The sequence below is a fragment of the Janthinobacterium lividum genome, assembly GCF_011601275.1.
Classification (GTDB): Bacteria; Pseudomonadota; Gammaproteobacteria; order Burkholderiales; family Burkholderiaceae_D; genus Janthinobacterium; species Janthinobacterium lividum_E.
The window spans coordinates 117,232-132,528 of sequence record NZ_JAAOLY010000012.1; the positions used below are offsets into that span (position 1 = coordinate 117,232).

At 64.5% G+C, this 15,297-nt stretch carries 12 protein-coding genes; 6 read left to right on the forward strand and 6 right to left on the reverse strand.

The window, feature by feature from the left end; genetic code table 11:
• Positions 1-75: 75 nt before the first annotated feature.
• Entirely contained in the window at positions 76-3,096 is a 3,021-nt protein-coding gene (locus GYK42_RS18695) for a calcium-binding protein (protein WP_166448726.1), read from the reverse strand.
• Between the two features lie 319 nt (positions 3,097-3,415).
• Between GYK42_RS18695 and GYK42_RS18700 the strand changes: the two genes are divergently transcribed.
• Positions 3,416-4,558: a serine hydrolase domain-containing protein gene (locus GYK42_RS18700; protein WP_205711456.1), complete on the forward strand. Its 1,143-nt coding sequence runs from the start codon at positions 3,416-3,418 to the stop codon at positions 4,556-4,558.
• 43 nt (positions 4,559-4,601) lie between these two features.
• Here GYK42_RS18700 and GYK42_RS18705 read toward each other — a convergent pair whose 3' ends face one another.
• Positions 4,602-5,246 carry a DUF6000 family protein gene (locus GYK42_RS18705; RefSeq protein WP_166448727.1) on the reverse strand — a complete coding sequence of 215 codons (645 nt, stop codon included), beginning with the start codon at positions 5,244-5,246 and terminating at the stop codon, positions 4,602-4,604.
• A gap of 2 nt (positions 5,247-5,248) precedes the next feature.
• Entirely contained in the window at positions 5,249-6,136 is an 888-nt protein-coding gene (locus GYK42_RS18710; protein WP_166448728.1) for a LysR family transcriptional regulator, read from the reverse strand.
• A gap of 109 nt (positions 6,137-6,245) precedes the next feature.
• On the opposite strand from GYK42_RS18710, the gene GYK42_RS18715 reads away from it, so the two are divergent.
• The gene (locus GYK42_RS18715; protein ID WP_166448729.1) at positions 6,246-7,745 is read left to right on the forward strand and encodes an MFS transporter; all 1,500 of its coding nucleotides are present in this window, start codon (positions 6,246-6,248) and stop codon (positions 7,743-7,745) included.
• On the opposite strand, the gene GYK42_RS18720 is transcribed toward GYK42_RS18715, so the two are convergent.
• The 3 genes from GYK42_RS18720 to GYK42_RS18730 all read right to left on the reverse strand — a co-directional run bounded on the left by GYK42_RS18720 (position 7,727) and on the right by GYK42_RS18730 (position 10,635).
• A complete protein-coding gene (locus GYK42_RS18720) occupies positions 7,727-8,263 on the reverse strand; it encodes a CPBP family intramembrane metalloprotease (RefSeq protein WP_046685163.1) in 537 nt (178 codons plus the stop codon). The two genes, GYK42_RS18715 and GYK42_RS18720, sit on opposite strands and share 19 nt — an antisense overlap.
• A gap of 89 nt (positions 8,264-8,352) precedes the next feature.
• Complete coding sequence (locus GYK42_RS18725) at positions 8,353-9,933, reverse strand: methyl-accepting chemotaxis protein (RefSeq protein ID WP_166448730.1); 1,581 nt, start codon at positions 9,931-9,933, stop codon at positions 8,353-8,355.
• Positions 9,934-10,200: 267 nt separating this feature from the next.
• A complete protein-coding gene (locus GYK42_RS18730) occupies positions 10,201-10,635 on the reverse strand; it encodes a hotdog fold thioesterase (RefSeq protein ID WP_166448731.1) in 435 nt (144 codons plus the stop codon).
• 144 nt (positions 10,636-10,779) lie between these two features.
• Between GYK42_RS18730 and lpxO the strand changes: the two genes are divergently transcribed.
• The 4 genes from lpxO to GYK42_RS18750 all read left to right on the forward strand — a co-directional run bounded on the left by lpxO (position 10,780) and on the right by GYK42_RS18750 (position 15,261).
• Complete coding sequence (lpxO, locus tag GYK42_RS18735; protein ID WP_166448732.1) at positions 10,780-11,679, forward strand: lipid A hydroxylase LpxO; 900 nt, start codon at positions 10,780-10,782, stop codon at positions 11,677-11,679.
• A gap of 168 nt (positions 11,680-11,847) precedes the next feature.
• On the forward strand, positions 11,848-12,267 hold the full coding sequence (locus tag GYK42_RS29320; protein ID WP_166448733.1) for a MarR family winged helix-turn-helix transcriptional regulator: 420 nt from the start codon (positions 11,848-11,850) through the stop codon (positions 12,265-12,267).
• A gap of 127 nt (positions 12,268-12,394) precedes the next feature.
• A complete protein-coding gene (locus tag GYK42_RS18745) occupies positions 12,395-14,776 on the forward strand; it encodes a glucose/quinate/shikimate family membrane-bound PQQ-dependent dehydrogenase (RefSeq protein ID WP_346768123.1) in 2,382 nt (793 codons plus the stop codon).
• 86 nt (positions 14,777-14,862) lie between these two features.
• A complete protein-coding gene (locus GYK42_RS18750; RefSeq protein WP_166448734.1) occupies positions 14,863-15,261 on the forward strand; it encodes a DUF6331 family protein in 399 nt (132 codons plus the stop codon).
• The last annotated feature ends 36 nt before the right edge of the window (positions 15,262-15,297 follow it).

The following is a 15,297-nucleotide window of genomic DNA, read 5'->3' on the forward strand; positions in this document are numbered from 1 at the left end:
ATTCAATGGCGCAGCCAGGCCGGCGCTGGTCGCCCCGGTCCGGCTGCGTGAGGGTGGATCTAGTTACTCAACGGTTTAATGCGCCGCCGCCAGCTGGAGCTGCATCGACGGATTGCCTTGGCCTGACCATGGCGCCGACGCGGCCGCCGGCACGGCAAAGCCGGCCAGCGCTTGCACCAGCTGCGCGGAATCGGCCTGCCAGCCGCCGAAGCCGCCCTGGCTGACGGCAAGCGCTTGTTGCGCAGCGCGCCAGTTCTGCGCCAGCACCGGCGCCAGGATGGCGGCCGTGCCTGCAGGCAAGGTCAGCTGGCCGGCCGGTGGCGGCGTCAGGCCCGCCATCGCCTGCACGAGCTTTTGTACATCGCTGCCCAGCAAGACGCGGCCATCGGCCATGCGGAATTCCTCGATGCGCCGCCCCGCGCTCTCATACCAGCCCGTGACGGTGACCTTGTCGCCGGTGCCGATGGTGCTCACTTCCAGCGCCGTGCCCGCCTGGCGGAACCACAGCTGCTCGGCGCTGACGCCGGCCAGGAAAGAGACGATATCGCGGCTGCCCGCCTCGTCCGCCTCGGAAATGGTGTCGGCGCCGTCGCCGCGGGCAAAGAGATAGGTATCGTTGCCCAGCGCACCGGACAGCGCATCATCGCCCTTACCCCCTTGCAAGATATCGTTGCCCAGGCCGCCGGCGAGGATGTTCCTGAGCTCATTGCCGGTGAGCACATCATCGAACTTGCTGCCGATGACCGCGTTGAAGTTGGCCAGCACGTCGACGCCGGCGCGCGCCACCAGCGCACTGCCAATGGGGGCGAAGGCCGCCGTCACGCCAGAAGTGGCATTGGCGTAAGTGAGCAGGTTGCCTGGTCCACCGCCGTCGAGCACATTGCCGCCCGGCGTGGTGACATGAAAGGCGTTGCCGGTGTAGGCGCTGCCCGTCACCGTCAGGCCGGCGGCGGCCAAGTGCACGATCTCGACATTGTCGGCCACCGTGTAGTTGACGCTGGTGTACACGGTATCGCTGCCGCCATTGCCCGATTCGGCGATGAAGTCGCCGCCGTGGTTGACGTAATACGTGTCATTGCCGCCCAGCCCTTCCATCAGGTCGGCGCCAGCCGTGCCGGTGAGGATGTCGGCGCCCGCCGTGCCGGTAAAGGTTTGGCCGGTAGGCTGCGTGGGGCCGTTGAAGTGCCAGGCCTGGGCCAGCGCGGGCGCCAGGACGGCGGCCGTGCCGGCCGGCAGGGTCAGTTGGCCCAGCGGCGGCGGCGTCAGGTTCGCCATCGCCTGCACCAGCAGCTGCACGTCGGCGCCGCGCATGACGTGGCCGGCGGCCGTGCGGAATTCCTCGATGTTCGGCACGGCCGCATTCCAGGCGCGGATGGTGATCTTGTCCGTGGTTCCGATGGTGCTCACCTCCAGGTCGGCGCCCACCTTGCGGAACCACAGCTGGTCGATGTTGACGCCGGCCAGGAAGGCGATGGTGTCGTAATTGGCATCGGCGGACAGCTCGGCGATGACGTCGGCGCCGTCGCCACGGGCAAAGATATAGGTATCGTCGCCCAGGCCGCCCGTCAGCACATCGTCGCCCTTGCCGCCTTGCAAGGTGTCGTTGCCGAGGCCGCCCATCATGGTGTTGGCCAGTTCGTTACCGGACAGCACGTCGTCATAGCCGCTGCCCGTGACGCCGGAAATATTCACCAGCACGTCGCTGCCCGGGCGGGCCGCGTGGGATTCGTTGATGGAGACGATGCTGGCCGTCGCGCCCGCCTTGGAACCCGCATAGGTGGCCGTGCTGTTGGTGCCGGTGCCGCGCAGCACGTTGCCGCCGCCGACATCGACGTGGAACACGTTGTCATTGCCGTTGCCCGTCACCGTCAGGCCGGCGGCGGCCACATGCATCTCTTCGACGTTGGCGGCCAGGGTGTAATCGACCGTGGCATACACGGTGTCGCGTCCGCCGCCTGCCTGCTCGATCACCACGTCGCCGCTGTGGTTGACGTAATACGTGTCGTCGCCAGCCAGGCCCGCCATCACGTCGGCGCCCGCCGTGCCCTGGATGATGTCCGGATTCGCCGTGCCGGTGAAGACGCCATTGCCTGGCTGAGACGGTCCTTCCGTGCGCCAGTTCTGCGCCAGCACTGGCGCCAGGGCGGCGGCGGTCGCCGCTGGCAGGGTCAGCTGGCCAAGCGGCGGCAGCGACAGGCCCGCCATCGCCTGCACCAGTTTTTGCACGTCGCTGCCCAGCAATACGCGGCCATCGGCCGTGCGGAATTCCTGGATGCGCGGCACCGTGCCGGAAAACCAGCCATTGATGGTGATCTTGTCGGCCGTGCCGATGGTGCTCACTTCCAGGGTGGCGCCGACCTGGCGGAACCACAGCTGGTCGGCGCTGACGCCGGCGAGGAAGGACACGACGTTGCGGCTGCCCGCCTCTTCCGTCTCGACGATGAGGTCGGCGCCGTCGCCACGGGCAAAAATATACGTGTCGTCGCCCTGCATGCCGGACAGCGTGTCATCGCCCTTGCCGCCACGCAAGATATCGTTGCCGTAGCTGCCGACAAGGACGTTCTTCAGGTCATTACCCGTCAGAACATCGTCGAATTTGCTGCCGACGATGTTGGCGATATTGAGCAGCACGTCGCTGCCGGGAGGCGCCGTTTGAGGGGCGTTCGGGCCTGCCAATGCCACCGCCGTCACGCCGGTGCCGGAACCGATATAGGTGACCGTGTTGCCCGCGCCGCCGCCATCGAGCCGGTTGCCGCCGGCCATGTCGACGAAGAACACATTATTGGTATTCGCGCCGCCCGTCACCGTCAGGCCGGCAGCGGTCAGGTGCACGTTCTCGACGTTGTCGGACAAGGTGTAATCGACGCTGGTGTAGACGGTATCGGTGCCGCCGTTGGCCAGCTCGACGATCACGTCGCCGCCGTGATTGACATGATAGGTATCGTCGCCGGCCAGGCCTTCGAGCACGTCGGCGCCCGTGGTGCCGGTGAGCACATCGGCGTTCGGCGTGCCCACGAAGCGCTGGGCGGCGGCGGAACTGTTCAGGTAAGCGTCGATGGCGGAGACGCTGGAGCCAGATGCATTGTTTTCAGTCATGTTGCAGTTTCCTGTCCTTAAACTTAAAACCAAGATCGAATATGCCGGCGCAAGCCGGCATGCAAGGCAAAAGTCCCGGCCGCCTCCACCTGCAGTCCAAGGTGCACCTTCAACGGTCCGGCACTTTCGGCGCATGGACGGCGCGCGTTTGAGCGCCGTCTCGCATGCACGCCTTAATGACGCGCAATCGGGACAGGCACTGTTATTTGTCATGCAAATGTCACACTGTATGGAAGAAAGAAGAGGAGATTTTTGCCAAGTTTTTTCTGTCACCGTTGAACCATTGTGCGAGAATGCCCCTCCCCCCTGGATGGTGCGCATGATGACCAAACTCGCCGCAAGCATCACTGTAATGACACTGCTGCTGGCAGCTTGCAAGCCTGCAGCCACGGCACCTGCGCACGACATTCCTGCGGCAATGCGCCAGACCGCAACCACGCTGCTGCAGTCGAAGTTACTGCACGCGACCTCGATTGCCGTCGTTTATCGCGGCAAGGAATTCATTCTGCATCAAGGCGAGCTGGAGACCGGCAAAGCCAATCCGCCGAACGATACAACCCTGTATGAAATCGGCTCAGTCAGCAAAACTTTTGCCGGCCTGCTACTGGCGAACGCCGTGCTTGATGGAAAGGCGGCGCTCGACGATCCCATACAAACCTACCTGGCGGACGCCTACCCGAACCTGCAGTCGCAGGGGCAGCCAGTGCGCTTGCGCCATTTGATCACGCACACCAGCACCATGCCGGGCATGCTACCATTGCAGGTGAACACCATATTGCAGGATTTCACGGCACACGCCACGCCGGCAAAGCTCAATGCGGCCTACGCCAACTACGGACAACAGCAATTCTGGCAGGACTTGCATAAAGTCAACATCAAGGGTCCGCTAGGCAAGGACTACGCCTATTCCAGCGCCGGTACCGAACTCATTGCGCACACGTTGGAAACAATCTACGCCATGCCGTATGAAGTCCTGCTCACGCAATTCCTCGCGCGCGAAGCCGGCATGCACGATACCCGGCTGAGAATCGCAGCCGGGGATGCCAGCCGGCTGGCTCCCGGCTACCACAGCGACAATCCCGTCATCACGACACCGATGCCGCAACTGCCCTGGGGGGCGGCCGGCAACCTGAAGTCGACCATGCCCGATATGGCGAAGTACCTGCGGCTGCAATTGAGCGCCCATCCCGCGGTCGCCGAATCGCACAAGCCGCTGGTGCGCTTTCAGGATGACTTCAGCATTGGCTATTTCTGGAACATCGGCAGCAATCGCCAGTTGGGCACGCATTATGTACACCATGGCGGCGTGCCGCGTGCGCAAAGCTACGCTTACGTCGTTCCTCAATTTCAGCTTGGGGTCTTCATCATCACCAACCAGAGCGGCAACGCGACCGCCGGCGCCATGGAAAGCGCGCTGGCGCATATTTTCGACACAGTGGAATCCATGGAAAGCGCGAAATAGGCCGTCAACCATGCAAATAGCGCCAGAGTTTGGGAGATGGTGCTTATTTGCCGGGCGCCGCGCCCTGCAAGGCGCGCAAGGCGGCCATGCGTGAGGAAAATCGTGCGAGCGCGTCGTCCAGCGCCAGGCCCGGCCGACTGGCGGCGAAACCGGCCCAGGCTGGCGCGTGGCGCGCCGCCTCATTCCTGCCATGCTGGCCATCGAGATAGGCAATGGCCGCCATCGCTTGCTCCTGATCAAAGTGCAGCTTCGGCTGGCACAAGTAATATTCAAGATAGCGGTGCAGGTAGTCGCGGCTGGCTGGCGTGTCGAAAGCGGCCAGCGCCAAACAATACGCGCTGCCCGCGTAGCAGACCTCGCTGGCCAGCAGCAGGCCGCCCAACTGGTCCGTGAACGCGGACTGCCCGGTCAATGCGGCCAGGTAGGCGCCCGCCGTGCGGCTGCGCCAGTCGAATTGCCCCAGCAGGCGGGCGATGACGGTGGCGTCGGCCAGCACCAGCCGGGCCACGCACGCCTGCGCCTGGGGCTGGTGCAAGCCCATGTACAGGGGACGCACCCATTCATCGCGCAAGGCCGCCGTCAGCGGTTCCTGCCATGTTACCGTGGGCACGGCAAACGGGTGGTCGTGGCGCACGGTGGCGCCAGCCACATGCAACTGAATAAATGTCAGGGAAGCGTCCTGCGTCATGGTCAAGCTCCAAAAGTTTGATCCTGCAACTGCTCCACGAGGAAATCGATGAATACGCGCAAGCGCGGCGGCAGGTGGCGGCTGGCTGGCCACAGCAGCCAGAATGCCGTGCGCGCCTGCGTATGCTCGTCCAGCAGCGAGACCAGATGCCCAGCCGCCAGCTCGCGCTGCACGGCAAATGCAGGCAGGTAGGCGATGCCCTGCCCCTGCACGGCCAGGTAGATGCGCATTTCCACGCTGTTGCACACCATGCCGGGCGCCGGCTGGGCAGCCTCGTCCATCAGCGGCCACTGTTCCAAACGGCCCGTGGCGGGAAAGCGGTAATCGAGGCGCGCGTGCCGCATCAGTTCGGCCCCATCGGCGGGCTGGCCGTGGCGCGCCAAGTAGGCGGGCGACGCCACCAGCAGGCGGCGGAAGGTGCACAGTTTGCGCCGCATCAAGCTTGAATCGGCCAGCTCGCCCGTGCGCACGGCCGCGTCAAAGCCGTCGCTGACGATGTTGACCATGGCGTCGGAAAAATCGAGGTCGAGTTCGATGGCGGGATAGGCTTGCATGAACGCGCCGATGGTCGCTTCGAACAGGCCGCTGTAGCGTGGCAGGCTGATGCGCAGGCGGCCGCTGGGCGCGCCACCCGATTCGCCCAGCTCACGCTCGGCCGCTTCCACTTCCGCCAGGATGCGCTTGCAGCGCTGCAGGAATTTTTCCCCTTCCGCCGTCAGCGCCAGGTGCCGCGTGCTGCGCTGGAACAGGCGCGCGCCGAGCCGCGCTTCCATGCGGGCCACGCTCTTGCCCACGGCCGACGATGACAGGCCCAGCAGCCGGCCCGTGGCCGAAAAACTGCCGCTGTCAGCCACCTGCACGAACATGGCGATGCCACCCAAGCTATCCATGCGAACTCCATTAAAGACATTCATGTCCGATATGTTGATCAGTTTAGCCCATTTTTCTTCAATGATGGGCGCGCCATACTCGCCCCTCTTTCTTTTATATCCGACACCCATGTCCTCTTCCTCACGTCTTTCACTCCCGCTGCAAGTGCTGGCCGCTTGCCTGACGGGCTTGCTCATTCCCCTGTGCTTCACGGGCCCGGCCGTGGCCCTGCCCGCCCTCGGCGCCGAATTGCACGGCAGCGCCGCCGCACTGAACTGGGTCATCAATGCGTATATCCTCAGCTATGGCAGTGCCATGATGGTGGCCGGCAGCCTGACGGACGTGCTGGGACGGCGCCGCGTCTGGCTGGCGGGGCTGGCGCTGTTCTGCGTGGCGACCCTGTCCATCGCCCACGCGCCATCGGTGGCATGGATCGCCGCCCTGCGCTTCGTGCAGGGCCTGGGCGGCGCGGCCGCGTTCGCCGCCGCCATGTCCTCGCTGGCGCCATTGTTCCACGGCGCGGCGCGCAGCCGCGTGATGAGCGTGCTGGGCACGACGTTCGGCCTGGGCCTGGCCTTCGGTCCGCTGGCGGCCGGCACCATGCTGGCGCTGGCCCGCTGGCCCGCCATCTTTTATGCCACGGCCGTGCTGGGCGCCATTGGCATGCTGCTGGTATGGGTCAGCGTGCCGGCCGATCCGGCGCGCGGCCAGGGCCGGCTGGACTGGCCTGGCGCCATCAGCTTCAGCGCCGCGCTGGGCCTGCTGACCCTGGGCATGCTGCTGGCGCCCGAACACGGCTGGCGCAACGGCGCCGTGCTACTGTCCGTTGCGGCATCCGTGCTGCTGTTCCTCGCCTTTGTCGCGATCGAGCGCAGGACGGCACGGCCCATGCTGGATTTGTCGCTGTTCCGCCAGCGCCGCTTTGTCGCCGTGCAGGTGCTGGCCGCCTCGCCCGCCTTCCTGTTCATCGTGCTCATCGTCATGCTGCCGGGGCGCTTCATCGGCATCGACAACATGTCCGCGCTGGCGGCGGGCCGTTTAATGATCGCCCTGGCCGCGCCGCTGCTGCTCGTGCCCATGCTGGCGGCGCTGCTGTCGCGCCGGATCGGCGTCGATGCCCTGTGTGCGGCGGGGCTGCTGCTGGCCGCGGCAGGCCTGGCCTGGCTGGCGCAAGTGCTGGGCCATGGCGGCACCGCGGCGCTGGCCGGCCCCCTGCTGATGATCGGCGTGGGCATCGGCTTGCCGTGGGGCTTGATGGATGGCATGGCCCTGAGCGTGGTGGAAACGGCGCGGGCCGGCATGGCGACGGGCATCTTCAATACCGTGCGCGTCAGCGCCGACGGGGTGGCGCTGGCCCTGGCGGGCTCCTTGTTGGCCAGCCTGATCGGCGCAGGCCTGGCGCGGCAACTGCCGGCCGATTTACCGGTGCTGGCCGCCGCCAGCCGCGCCGCACTCGGCGATATCGGGCAGGCGACACAGCTGCTGGGCGGCCAGGAAGCGCTGCTGCGCGCCAGCTATGACGCCGCCTTCCGCCAGTTGCTGGTCGGTCTGGCGGCGCTGGCCGTGGCGCTGGCGGCGCTCGTGCCGTATTTGCTTCGGAATGGTGCGACTCAGGTGTCGAGGCCGTAGAACACCGCAATGAGGATGGCGATATTGTTGCAGGCGCGCGCAAACGCCGTTGTCGCGTAGGCAACGGCCACGCTGGGGCCGCGGTAGCGCAGGTAGACAAAGCTGAACATGGCGCCCGACCCCAGCGCGACGATGGCGTGCAGCAAGCCGCCGCTGATGAAATGCACGATGGCCCACAGGATGGCGCCGATAAAAACGCTCAGCTGCCGGCTGGCGCCCAGGCGCCGGAGGATTTCCAGCGGCAGCAGCTGGCCGAGGAAGGTTTCCAGGATGGGGGAATAGATGACGACCCAGAACACCAGCAGGGGCAGCGACATTTCGCGCTTGAACTTGGACAGGCCCGTGTGCGCGCCCCAGTATTCGGGCGGCAGCAGCCATTTGGTGAGGAACAGGATGGCAAAGCACAGCATGCAGGTGAGCAAGCCCCAGCCGAGACCGGCAAGGGCCAGCTGCAGCACGGGCGGCGCCGGTTTGTCGTCGTCCGGGCTGGATAGATCATGGCTGCTGCGCACTTGCATGAGTCGTCCTGGCGGTGATCCAGCGCTCATTGTAGCGCGGAATATGACTATTGGCGCACGGCTGTTGGCGCGCTAAAGCGCCAGTCGACTCAAGCCGCCAGGCGCAGCGGTCCGTTGGCCGGCGGGGCCAGCTTGAAGATGCCCACTTCCTGTTCCAGCTGCGCCGCCTGCTGCTGCAGTTCGTGCGCGGCGGCCGCCGCCTGCTCGACCAGGGCCGCGTTTTGCTGGGTCACCCGGTCCATGTCGACGATGGCGCGGTTGACTTGTTCGATGCCGGCGCCCTGCTCCTGCGTGGCGTGACTGATCTCGGCCATGATGCCCGTCACCCTGCCGATGCCGGCCACCACGTCATGCATGGTGGCGCCCGCCTGCTCGACGAGCACCGTGCCCGTGCCCACCTTGCTGACGGAATCGTCGATCAGGGCCTTGATTTCGCGCGCGGCGGCGCTGGAGCGCTGCGCCAGGCTGCGCACCTCGGTGGCGACGACGGCGAAGCCGCGCCCCTGTTCACCGGCCCGCGCCGCTTCCACGGCCGCGTTCAAGGCGAGGATATTCGTCTGGAAGGCGATGCTGTCGATCACGCCGATGATGTCGACGATCTTGTTCGACGAGGCATTGATCAGGCCCATGGTATGCACCACTTCGGCCACCGCCTTGCCGCCCTGCTCCGACACCTGCGACGCTACACGCGCCAGGTGGTTCGCCTGCTGGGCGTTGTCCGCATTCTGGCGCACGGTGGAAATCAGTTCTTCCATCGATGACGCCACTTCTTCCAGCGAGCCGGCCTGCTGCTCCGTGCGCTGCGACAAATCGCGGTTGCCCGTGGCGATCTCGGTCGATGCCGTGGCGATGCTTTCCGTTCCGTGGCGCACCTTGCCGACGATGGCGGCCAGGTTGTCGCGCATGGTCTTGATCGCAAACAGCAGGCTGCTGTCGTCGCCGTGGCGCGTGTGCACGTCGATGGCCAGCTCCCCCAGCGCGATGCGCTCCGCAATCGCGGCCGCATACGCCGGTTCGCCGCCCAGCTGGCGCAGCAGGCCGCGCGTGATGACGGTGGCGACCGCAATGCAAATAAGCACGCTGAGCGCGGCCAGCACGCCGATCCAGCGCAGCGACTGGCCGTAGATGGCGCGCGCGGCTACGCTGGCCTGCTCCGATTCGCGCTGCACGCTTTTCAGCACGGTATCGATGTCGGACACGATCTGGCGCCGCAAAGGGCTGCATTCCTCGACGAGAAAGGTGCCGTACTGTTCCATCTGCCCCGCGGCGCGAAACTGCCGCGGACGCTGCAATTCCTGCGCCATGGCGGTCAAGCCCGTGCTGACTTTCTCGAACTGCGCATCGCCAACGAACTGCGGCGCCAGCCGGGCTAGCGCGTCCAGGTACAGCGCCTTCTGGCTGTCTAGGATGGCCAGCTCTTTCTCGGCGGCGGCCTGGTCATGGAAGATATAGGCGTTGCGGGCGGCCAGGCCAGTCTGGTCGAGCGCTTCGCGCGCCACGTACAGCGGCTCAAGTTTTTCCAGCTGGACTTTGTCTTGCGCGTCCATGGCGCCGGAGATGGCGCCGATGCGCAGCAGCGCGAAGGCGGCCAGCACCAGCATGAGTAGCACCAGCAGCCCGAAGCCTGCGCTCAGGCGCGCGCCTATCGTCAAACGATTGAATGACATCATTGTTGTTATTGCCCTGTATAAAGTTGATTGTTGCTGGTTCCGCTAGAACCAGCGATCTGCTCGCCGTCGTGATGCCTTTCCCGCATGGCGCGGGATGGGTCTCTAACTGGCATTTTTTGGGCAGTCAGCTTCTAATTTCGGGCAATGCAGGCGCGCGGGACTTTCCTCTACGCCATACAACAGCACACTGAATTATATGCGAACAGCGTTTTTTATGATTTCACGCGCTCGCTTTTAATGCCTTGATGCAAGTCAAGCGGGGATGTATCAGCCCGCGCCCGGCGCATCGATGACGGCCATCGTGATGCGCGAGATGCAGCACAGTTTGCCGTCGTCGTCCGTAATGCGGATTTCCCAGACCTGGCTGCTGCGGCCCCGGTGGATCGGCGTGGCGCGTCCCGTCACGTGGCCGCCGCGCACGCCGCGCAAGTGGTTGGCGTTGATTTCCTGGCCCACGCTCACTTGCCGGCTGGAATCGAGGCAGGCATTCGCGGCCATGCTGCCCAGGGTTTCGGCCAGCAGGACCGAGGCGCCGCCATGCAGCAGCTTGAATGGCTGCATGGTGCGGTGGTCGACGGGCATGGTCGCCTCGATCCAGTCGGGGCCGAAGGCCGTAAATTCAATACCCAGGTGGCGCATGGCCGTGCCCTCGCTGGCGGCGTTGAGGATGGCCAGGTCGAGCGGTGCGTGCCAGATTTCCATTGTTACCTCGGAGAAGTGTGTAGAAAAGGCCATTGTAGGGCAGCTCGCCCATGTGCGCCGCTTCATCTTTCCTTCACCGAGGCACGGGGTGGCGATGGCATTAACTGGTTATAATTGCCCCATTCTTAAAAAACGAGGTTGTGTATGAAGTGGGCCTTGCTGGGCATTTTTGTGTTTTCTGTTTTACATATTCATTTTCGGGGCAAGGTGCGCCTGCCGTTCCGCCGCCAGATTTTCGATCACTCCTCGTTCATGGCGCCGCTGAACCTGTTCATGCACACCTTTTCCAAGGTGCCGGCCACGCCCTATCTTTCCGTCGAGCAGTTTCCGGAATTGGCGCCGCTGCAGCAGAACTGGCAAATCATCCGCGATGAAGCGCTGCGCATGCAGGAAATGAAAAAGATCAAGGCCGCTGAAAAGAACAATGACGTGGGCTTCAACTCCTTCTTCAAGTATGGCTGGAAGCGTTTCTACCTGAAATGGTATGACGCGAACCACCCGTCGGCGCAGCAGATGTGCCCACAAACCTATGCGCTGCTGCAATCGATTCCGTCGATCAAGGCCGCCATGTTCGCGGAACTGCCGCAAGGCGGCAAGCTCAACCCGCACCGCGATCCGTTCGCCGGCTCCCTGCGCTACCACCTGGGCTTGCAAACGCCGAACGACGACCGCTGCTTCATCGACGTCGATGGCGAGCGCCACAGCTGGCGCGACGGCCAGGCCGTGATGTTCGATGAAACGTATATCCACTGGGCCCGCAACGATGCCGACAGCGACCGCATCATCCTGTTCTGCGACATCGAACGCCCGATGCGCTACCGCTGGACGCAAGGCTTGAACCGCTGGCTCGGCCGCACCTTGATGACGGCCGCCGCCTCGCCCAACGAACTGGGCGACCAGGTGGGCGGCGTAAGCAAACTGTTCCAGATTTCCTGGACCATGGGCCAGTACCGCCGCCGCTTCAAGGCGTGGAACAAGACGGCCTACCAGGTCACCCGCGTGGCGCTGGTCGTGGCTATCATCGCACTGATCTATTTCATTTAAACGTAGGCCTTGCCGCGTAAAAAAACCGCCTTCGGGCGGTTTTTGCATTTCTGGATGACTGGAAAAATACATAGCCTACTATATTTATCGAAATTATGATAGCATGCTATATTGTTTTCACCGGGGACATTCGTGATCGACTTCCAGAAAGAGCAGTCCGCAGGCCACATGACCAGCCGGGCTGCGCGCCTGTTCGCCAGGGTCATCGAGCGCAAGCTCAAGCTGGTGGGCATGGCGCCGGGCCAGTTGCCCGTGTTTTACGAACTGGCGAATGGCGCGCAGTTGACGCAGAAAGCACTGACCGTCGCCGCTGCCGTCGAGCAGCCGACCATGGCGGCCACCCTGGCGCGCATGGAGCGTGACGGTCTGGTCAGCCGCCAACCCGACCCCAGCGATGGACGCAGCAGCCTGTTCGGCCTTACCCAGGCCGCGTTACAGCAGTCGCCCCTGATCAAGGAAGCGATTCATGCCGGCAACCGCGAAGCCCTCGCCGGTTTCAGTGCCGACGAAGAACTCGCCTTGCTGGACATGCTCAGCCGCATCATCGCCAATCTCGACAGCAAGACCACCACGCCAAACCCGGACTGAGCACCCGGCCTGCGTTTACCCCTCGTCCAACGGGGAAACCAGGTCTTGGTCATTCCGCATTACCGGACGGCGCCTGGCCGCCCGGTCTACAATAAAAGGAATTCCTGTGAACCCTTCCAGTTCATCCATATCCACAGCACAGAGTCAAACGGCGTCGCCGCTGCGCTATCTTCCGGCCCTGCTGCTCGTCTTGTCCGGCCTCTTCCTCGCCATCGGCGGAGCCTGCCTCGTGTACCTGGGCGGCAGCTGGTTTTACCTGCCGATGGGCATCGCCACATTCGCCTCTGGCGTGCTCGTCTGGCGCAGCAAGCCGGCCGGCGCCCTGCTGTTCGGTGCCGCCTTCATCGTTGCCCTGATCTGGGCACCCATCGACGCGGGCTGGAACTTCTGGCCCCTCGTGTCGCGCCTGTTCGTCTTCGGCGTGCTGGCCCTGTTCGTCGCCCTCGCCTATCCGGGCTTGCGCCGCGCCGCCGGTGTGCCGGCCGGCAAAGCCGCCTTCGTGCTGGCGGGCCTGATCGCCGTCTGCCTGGCCATCACGGGCGCCAACTTCTTCCTGCCCAAGTCCGTCATCGAAGCCGATGTCGTGGCGGGCGTGACACCCGTCGCGCCTGGCGCGCAGCAGAAGAACTGGCTGCACTGGGGTAACACCACGGCCGGCAACCGCTTTGCCGCGCTGGACCAGATCGACAAGGGCAACGTCAGCCAGCTGCAGCTGGCCTGGACGGCGCACACGGGCGACGTTCCCCAAAGCACCGGTTCCGGCGCGGAAGACCAGAACACGCCGCTGCAGGTGGGCGACACCCTGTACGTCTGCACGGCCTACGGCAAGGTCGTGGCGCTGGACGCCGACACGGGCGCCGAACGGTGGAAGTACGATCCTAAAGGTTCCGCGCCGAACTGGCAGCGCTGCCGTGGCCTGGGCTACCATGAAGAACCGGCCGCGCAATCGCTGCCTGCCACCGCCGCCAGCAACGCCGCCCCGGCCGCCTGCCGCAAACGCATCCTGCTGCCGACCATCGATGCGCGCCTGATCGCGCTCGACGCAGCCACGGGCCAGCCTTGCGCCGATTTTGGCGAGCGTGGCATCGTGGACTTAAAGGTGGGCATGGGCGAAGTCAAGCCCGGCTACTACCAGCAAACGTCGACGCCGCTGATCGCGGGCGACCTGGTCGTCGTCGGCGGCCGCGTGGCCGACAATTTCTCCATCGGCGAGCCGCCGGGCGTGGTGCGCGCATTCAACGTGCGCAGCGGCGAACTGGTGTGGGCCTGGGATCCGGGCAACCCAGCCATCACGAAGCTGCCGCCGGAAGACCAGACCTACACGCGCGGCACGCCGAACGTCTGGTCGGCCATGTCGTATGATGCCCAGCTGGAAACCATCTACCTGCCGACCGGCAATGCCACGCCCGACTTCTTCGGCGGCACGCGCACGGCCATGGACGACAAATACAGCTCGTCCATCGTTGCCGTCAACGCGAAAACGGGGCAAGTACGCTGGACCTTCCAGACCACCCACCACGACCTGTGGGACTTCGACTTGCCGGCCCAGCCGCTGCTGTACGACATTCCCGACGGCAAAGGCGGCACCCTGCCCGCGCTGGCGCAGGTGACGAAACAAGGCGAAATCTTCCTCCTCAACCGCGTCACGGGCCAGCCCATCGCGCAAGTCGAAGAACGCGCTGTCCCGCAAGGCAAGGTACCCGGCGAGCGCTATTCGCCCACGCAGCCGTTCTCCGTCGGCATGCCGTCGATCGGCAACGCCACCTTGCACGAGTCCGACATGTGGGGCGGCACCGTGTTTGACCAGCTGCTGTGCCGCATCGAATTCAAGGGCATGCGCCACGAAGGCGTCTACACGCCGCCAGGCCTCGACCGTTCTCTGCAGTTCCCTGGCTCGCTGGGCGGCATGAACTGGGGCAGCGTTTCCGTCGACCCCAGCACCAATTACATGTTCGTCAACGACATGCGTCTGGGCCTGGCCAACTACATGATCCCGCGCGCCGCCATTTCAAAGGGTGCCAGCGGCATCGAGATGGGAGTCGTGCCGCAGGAAGGCACGCCGTTCGGCGCCATGCGCGAACGCTTCCTGTCGAAAGCGGGCATTCCCTGCCAGAAACCGCCTTTCGGCACCATGTCGGCCATCGACCTGAAGACGCGCAAGCTCGTGTGGCAGGTACCGGTCGGCACGGTGCAGGATACGGGTCCGATGGGCATCCGCATGAAAATGCCGATTCCCATCGGCATGCCGACCCTGGGCGCGTCGATGTCGACGCAATCAGGCTTGCTGTTCTTCGCCGGCACGCAGGATTTCTACCTGCGCGCCTTCGACAGCGCCACCGGCAAGGAAATCTGGAAACAGCGCCTGCCCGTGGGCAGCCAGTCCGGCCCGATGACGTATGTCTCGCCGAAAACGGGCAAGCAATACATCGTCGTCAGTGCCGGCGGCGCGCGCCAGTCGCCGGACCGCGGCGACTACGTGCTCGCTTACGCCCTGCCCGACAAGAAGTAAACGGCAGCGCCATCTCCCGCACAAGAAAACCGCCTTCGGGCGGTTTTTTTTATAATGCGATACCACTGACCAGGAGAATGTTGAAAATGACTGAACGCGACCGCCAATACGATATCCAGATCGGCGACGACGCCTGGATCGAATTCATCGATCTTGACGGCCGCTATAACCAGGCCGTAGACATCGACGCCCTGCTGGGAGAACTATGGCCGCTGATCTGCCTGCTGGAAACCCATTGTGTCGCCGACTGTTGCGGCATGGATGCCTATGATTTCACACGGGAAGCCATAGCTACGGCGCTGCTGGAACTCGATCGCGCGCAACTGCATGCCGCCTGCGCGCAGGCCAAGGAAGCCGTGGCGGCCGCCGCCAGCGATGTATTGCTGAGTAACACGATGAATCACTACGCGGATAAACGCGTGTTCCTGCAATTGCTCGATCATCTGGACGAGTGCATCGTCGCGCAGGATGCCGCAGGGGCTTGACCTTGCCAAGGCGGGAAGGTCCACAGTGACGGCATT

Excerpts from the sequence above, each read along its gene's own strand:
- GYK42_RS18730 (WP_166448731.1), bottom strand. The coding sequence starts at position 10,635 with ATGGAAATCTGGCACGCACCGCTCGACCTGGCCATCCTCAACGCCGCC.
- GYK42_RS18720 (WP_046685163.1), bottom strand. The coding sequence starts at position 8,263 with ATGCAAGTGCGCAGCAGCCATGATCTATCCAGCCCGGACGACGACAAA.
- lpxO (WP_166448732.1), top strand. The coding sequence starts at position 10,780 with ATGAAGTGGGCCTTGCTGGGCATTTTTGTGTTTTCTGTTTTACATATT.
- GYK42_RS18750 (WP_166448734.1), top strand. The coding sequence starts at position 14,863 with ATGACTGAACGCGACCGCCAATACGATATCCAGATCGGCGACGACGCC.
- GYK42_RS18695 (WP_166448726.1), bottom strand. The coding sequence starts at position 3,096 with ATGACTGAAAACAATGCATCTGGCTCCAGCGTCTCCGCCATCGACGCT.
- GYK42_RS18700 (WP_205711456.1), top strand. The coding sequence starts at position 3,416 with ATGATGACCAAACTCGCCGCAAGCATCACTGTAATGACACTGCTGCTG.
- GYK42_RS18710 (WP_166448728.1), bottom strand. The coding sequence starts at position 6,136 with ATGGATAGCTTGGGTGGCATCGCCATGTTCGTGCAGGTGGCTGACAGC.
- GYK42_RS18715 (WP_166448729.1), top strand. The coding sequence starts at position 6,246 with ATGTCCTCTTCCTCACGTCTTTCACTCCCGCTGCAAGTGCTGGCCGCT.
- GYK42_RS18725 (WP_166448730.1), bottom strand. The coding sequence starts at position 9,933 with ATGATGTCATTCAATCGTTTGACGATAGGCGCGCGCCTGAGCGCAGGC.
- GYK42_RS18705 (WP_166448727.1), bottom strand. The coding sequence starts at position 5,246 with ATGACGCAGGACGCTTCCCTGACATTTATTCAGTTGCATGTGGCTGGC.
- GYK42_RS29320 (WP_166448733.1), top strand. The coding sequence starts at position 11,848 with ATGACCAGCCGGGCTGCGCGCCTGTTCGCCAGGGTCATCGAGCGCAAG.